The organism is Microbacterium umsixpiens (assembly GCF_053543675.1).
Genome location: NZ_JBLVOH010000171.1, coordinates 21,829 through 26,619, shown reverse-complemented (window position 1 = coordinate 26,619; position 4,791 = coordinate 21,829). Strand labels below are relative to the sequence as shown.

Genomic DNA, 4,791 nt, shown 5'->3' with positions numbered 1-4,791 from the left:
CCGACGACGCCAAGGCGGTGGAGGCGTTCGAGCTGCGAGCCGCCGACTACCTGCTCAAGCCGGTGCGGGCCGCGCGGCTGCGTCAGGCGGTCGACCGCGTGGTCGAGCTCGGCGACGACACCGCGGCATCCGGCGACGACGAGGTGCTGCCGGTCACGGTCGGCTCCGCGGTGCGGTTCGTGCGCCGCAGCGACGTGACCTGGGTGCAGGCGCAGGGCGACTACTCCCGGCTGCACACCGGCGACGGCGCGGGTCATCTGGTGCGCATTCCCATCTCCGAGCTCGAGATGCGGTGGACGGATGCCGGATTCCTGCGCATCCACCGCTCGTCGCTCGTGCGCATCTCCGCCGTGACCGAGGCTCGGCTCTCCGGCGCGGATGCCGCCGTCTCGATCGGTGGACTCTCGCTTCCGGTGAGTCGGAGGATGGTGCCGGCCGTGCGCGAGGCGTTGGTGCGCGGCGAGGGCGCGTGATGACCGAGAAACCGAAGCGGGTCCGCGTCACCGCCGATCTCCCCGACCGGCGCCCGGTGCCCCTGACCCGCGGCATCGCACTGCCCGGTGCCCCCGTGGACGAGGCGGATGCCGTCTACGCGCGGGCCCTGATGCGCAGCCAGCTCCGCCTCGCGCTGGGGACCGTCGCCGGGTTCGTGGTCGTCGTCGTCGCGCTCACCCTGGCGATCGCGCTCATCCCCGAGATCGGGCGCATCCTGGTGTGGGGCCTGCCGCTGTCCTGGCTGCTGCAGGCGTACGCGTTCTACCCGATCATCGTCGTCTTCGCGGTGCTGTACGTGCGCACCGCCGGCCGCAACGAGCGCCGGTACCGGGCGCTGCGGGATCGCGAATGAACGCGGTGCTCGACCTCATCGGGGTCGCGCTCGTCATCGTCGCCACGCTGCTGATCGGCGTCTACGGGCTGCGCGTCTCACGCACGACGGGAGACTTCTTCGTCGCCTCGCGCACCGTGCGACCGGTGTGGAACGCGTCGGCGATCAGCGGCGAGTATCTGTCCGCCGGCACGTTCCTCGGGCTGTCGGGCCTGGTGCTGCTCGACGGTGCCCGCGGCTTCTGGTTCCCGATCGGCTATGCCGCCGGCTACCTGCTGGTGCTCGCATTCGTCGCAGCCCCGCTCCGGCGCAGCGGCGCGTACACGATCCCCGACTTCATCGAGGCGCGGCTGGAATCGACTTCTGCACGGCGGGTGACCAGCATCGCGGTGCTCGTCATCGGCTGGCTGTACATCGTGCCGCAGCTGCACGGCGCCGGGCTCACCCTGCTCGTCGTCGCCGGTCTGCCGGAGTGGGTGGGGGCGGTGACCGTCGCGGTGCTCGTGGCGGCGGCGGTCGCGGCGGGCGGCATGCGGGCGATCACCTACGTGCAGGCGTTCCAGTACTGGCTCAAGCTCACCGCTCTCCTGGTGCCCGTGGTGTTCATCGCCTTCGCGCTCAGCGGGGGACCGCACGACTTCGATCCGGCCCTCGTGTTCCCCGCTGAGGCCGGTCCCTCCGGCTTCGACGTGTACGAGACGGCCTCGCTCCTGCTCGCGCTGCTGCTGGGCACGATGGGTCTGCCGCACGTGCTGGTGCGGTTCTACACGAGCCCGACCGGGGTGTCTGCCCGCCGCACGACCGTGATCGTGATCGGCATGGTGAGCGCGTTCTATGCGGTGTCGAGCACGATGGGGCTGCTGGCCCGCATCGCCGCTCCCGACCTCGCCGTGCCGGGTGTGGCGGACACGGTGGCGCTGCTGCTGCCCTCGCGGGTCTTCCCCGGAATGCTCGGGGAGCTGCTGACCGCGCTGATCGTCGCCGGAGCGTTCGCCGCGTTCCTGGCGACCTCGGCCGGACTCGTCGTGTCGCTCGCGGGGGTGATCAGCCAGGACGTGTTCTCGGGCTCGGTGCGCTCGTTCCGCCTGTCGGCGGTGCTCTGCGCCCTGGTGCCGCTCGTGATCGCGCTGCTCACGGCGCCGGCGGGGCTCGGATCGAGCGTCGGCGTGGTGTTCGTGGTGGCGGCCTCGACGCTGTCGCCGGTGGTGCTGCTCGGCGTGTGGTGGCGTGGGCTCACCGCTCGAGGGGCCGTGGCCGGGATGGTGTCGGGCGGATTGGCCGCGGGTCTCGCGCTGCTCGTGCACGCGGCGGTCGGGGGAGTCGGCGTCGCCGCGCCCTACCTCGCGCAGCCGGCCGCCTGGACCATCCCGCTCGCCACGACCGTGACGGTCGTGGTCTCGCTCCTCGACCCGCGGGGGCCGTCGCCGCGCACCGAACGCTTCCTCGCGCGGGTGCACACCCCGGAGCGCAGCTGAGTCAGGGTCGGAACGCGCCTGAGTCAGCGGGCTGAGTCAGGACCGGGGAGTGCGCAGCGTCCAGGCCGGCCACCAGCCGTCGGGGAGACGCGCGAGGAGGTCTTCGGCATCGTCCAGCTCCTCGGCCGGGAACGACGGGTCGGGTTCGCCGCCGCCCGACCGTCCGCCCCCGTCAGGGGTGCGCAGCTCGGTATGCAGCCAGCGTCGCTGCCCGACGGGGAAGACCTCCCGCAGTCCTCCGGCGGCGATCGCGAGCAGGGTCTCCTCGAGCTGGTCGGCGACACTCTCGGCGGTCTCGTCGCAGGCATCGCAGGTGCAACTGGGCGCGTATTCCCGGGTCAGGGCTCCGGACTGGATGAAGACGGATTCGGCCGTCCCGGTGAGGGTGATCTGCGCCCCTGTGGTGGGGCGCAGGTGCCAGATGCGTGCCCCCGAACCGTCGGACCGTCGGTCGACATCGACGTCGTACCAGGTCTCGAGGTGGTCGACCAGGGCATCGACGACGCCTATCACCGGGGCGAACCGTTCCGGATGGGTCACCCGTGAGTAGGCGTCTTCCGGAGGCGGGCCACCGGCCCAGCGGGATCCGTAGTGGATGACACGGCCGGACTCGTCGACGAACTCCGGGATCGCGAGCACCGGGCGCGTGAACGGCACCGGGGCGACGACGAATTCGATGTCCACCTCTTCGCGCCGCAGGGCGTCGAGCTCCTCGGCGTCGCGGTCGGCCTGCGGCCAGGACGCGAGCATCTCCCGGAACGGCTCGCGCTGTTCCGGGTGCTCGGTGATCCCCCTCAGCAGGCCGGCGACCGGGACCGAGATCGTCGAGGTGCCCACCTCGGGTTCGCTCGTGAAGCGCCACCTCGCCGCCGGATGCGCCACGGCGATCGCGTTCCCCAGGAACCGTTCCGCCGCCTTCGTCGTCTCGGGAGCGTCGAGGAGCTCGGGATGCGCGGCCACGAAGTCCCAGAGGGCGCCGAGGTCGGCGGCGAGGACGGCGGGGTCGGTGCCGGCCTCGCGCGCGAAGGCCTCGAAGAGCTCGAAGCCTTCGACGAATCGCGGGGGAGCGACCGGCTCGGGGCTCGGCCAGATCAGCATGGCGGACATGGCGTCCGGCATCGGCGCGAGCGCGCCGGGGAAGGTGTTCGACGTCGACATCGGACTCAGAGCTTCCGGCTGCGCGGCATGAGCCGTACGTCGGGGAGCGGCGGGGCCGGGATGCGCACGTCGTGACCCTCGACCGCGCCGAAGCGGGGCGATGCCGCTCCCGTCGCGGACTCCGCCTCCCACTCCTCGCGCGCGGCGACGATCTCGTCATGCGAGCGGCCGGCGAAGTTCCACCACATCACGATGTCGTCTTCGAAGGGTTCGCCGCCGAGCACGAACAGCAGAGCGCCATCGCGGCTGGCCACCTCGACCTCGTCGCGGGAGTCGCCCAGGTAGAGCAGACCGTTCCGGTCGAGTGGATGCTCGGCCACCACGGCATCGCCTTCGACGAGCATGAGCGCGTGCTCCCAGTCGCTGCGCAGCGGCAGGGTCACGCGGGAACCCGGGGCGAGCACGATCTCCGCACCGACGATGGGGGTGTGCACCGTGGCGGGCGAGCGCACGCCCGCGAACTCGCCGAGCACGACCGTGGCCTCGGCATCCGCTCCATCGTCAGCCGGGAGTGCGACGGAGGGCAGCTCGGTGTGGCGCTCGAACCCGGCCGCGCCGTGGCGGGCGGAATCCGGCAGCACGACCCAGAACTGCAGGGCGTCGAGGGGCACCGGACCCTCGCCGATCGAGTACTCGGAGTGGGAGATGCCGTTCCCGGCCGTCATCAGGTTGAGCTGACCGCGGCGCAGGTCGGCGTCGCTGCCGAGCGAGTCGCGGTGGCGGATCTCGCCGACCAGCGGCCAGGTCACCGTCTGCAGCCCGATGTGCGGATGCGGCTCGACCCGCATCTTCGTGTCGGCGGGCCCGAACCGGTCGAGGAAGCACCAGGCGCCGATCGTCGGCAGGTTGCGGTGCGGCAGTGCCCGCAGCACGTTCATGCCGCGTACCCCGCCGAGCGGCACTTCGCGCGGCTCGAGGATGAGGCGGCGCTGCCCGATCATTCCGCTCGGCCCGTCGGGTCCTCACCCGCGGATCCGGCATGTCCCGCGGGGGTCTTCGGCCAGCGGATCTCGGCGCCCGGCACCTCATGCGTCTCGAGGTACTTCGCGATGTAGGGGCAGAGCGGGACGATCGCCTCACCGCGCTCCGCGGCATCCGCCAGCGCGGCGGCCGCGAGCGTGCCCGCCAGCCCCTGGCCCTGGAATGCGGGGTCGACCTCGGTGTGGATGAAGCGGATGCTCCCGGGGCGCAGGTCGAAAGCCGCGAAGCCCGCGAGCACGTCGTCGGAGCGGATCTCGTAGCGCGACTCTTCGTCGTTGCGAGTCACGGTGATGTCGGTCATCGGATGCTCCTTCGAACGGGGTGCCTCCAACCTACGCCCGCCGCGCGGGG

6 protein-coding genes are annotated in these 4,791 nt (G+C 72.0%); 3 read left to right on the top strand and 3 right to left on the bottom strand.

What is annotated here, in order from left to right:
- The 3 genes from ACNPM4_RS16615 to ACNPM4_RS16605 form a co-directional block, all read left to right on the top strand.
- Window positions 1-473: LytR/AlgR family response regulator transcription factor (locus ACNPM4_RS16615; RefSeq protein ID WP_448986417.1), on the top strand; the 473-nt coding region annotated here is incomplete at its 5' end.
- Window positions 473-847: a hypothetical protein gene (locus tag ACNPM4_RS16610; RefSeq protein WP_029261300.1), complete on the top strand. Its 375-nt coding sequence runs from the start codon at window positions 473-475 to the stop codon at window positions 845-847. The genes ACNPM4_RS16615 and ACNPM4_RS16610, both read left to right, overlap by 1 nt.
- The gene (locus ACNPM4_RS16605; RefSeq protein WP_448986416.1) at window positions 844-2,301 is read left to right on the top strand and encodes a sodium/solute symporter; all 1,458 of its coding nucleotides are present in this window, start codon (window positions 844-846) and stop codon (window positions 2,299-2,301) included. The genes ACNPM4_RS16610 and ACNPM4_RS16605 overlap by 4 nt, the downstream gene beginning before the upstream one ends.
- Before the next feature lie 36 nt (window positions 2,302-2,337).
- On the opposite strand, the gene ACNPM4_RS16600 is transcribed toward ACNPM4_RS16605, so the two are convergent.
- From ACNPM4_RS16600 to ACNPM4_RS16590, 3 genes are read right to left on the bottom strand one after another with little or no spacing between them, the layout of a single operon-like run.
- The gene (locus ACNPM4_RS16600; RefSeq protein WP_448986415.1) at window positions 2,338-3,459 is read right to left on the bottom strand and encodes a DUF6226 family protein; all 1,122 of its coding nucleotides are present in this window, start codon (window positions 3,457-3,459) and stop codon (window positions 2,338-2,340) included.
- A 5-nt stretch (window positions 3,460-3,464) separates the two neighbouring features.
- Window positions 3,465-4,400, bottom strand: coding sequence for a pirin family protein (locus tag ACNPM4_RS16595; RefSeq protein ID WP_448986414.1), 936 nt, complete (start codon window positions 4,398-4,400; stop codon window positions 3,465-3,467).
- On the bottom strand, window positions 4,397-4,741 hold the full coding sequence (locus tag ACNPM4_RS16590) for a GNAT family N-acetyltransferase (protein WP_448986413.1): 345 nt from the start codon (window positions 4,739-4,741) through the stop codon (window positions 4,397-4,399). Before ACNPM4_RS16590 ends, ACNPM4_RS16595 begins: the two co-directional genes overlap by 4 nt.
- Between the last annotated feature and the right edge of the window lie 50 nt (window positions 4,742-4,791).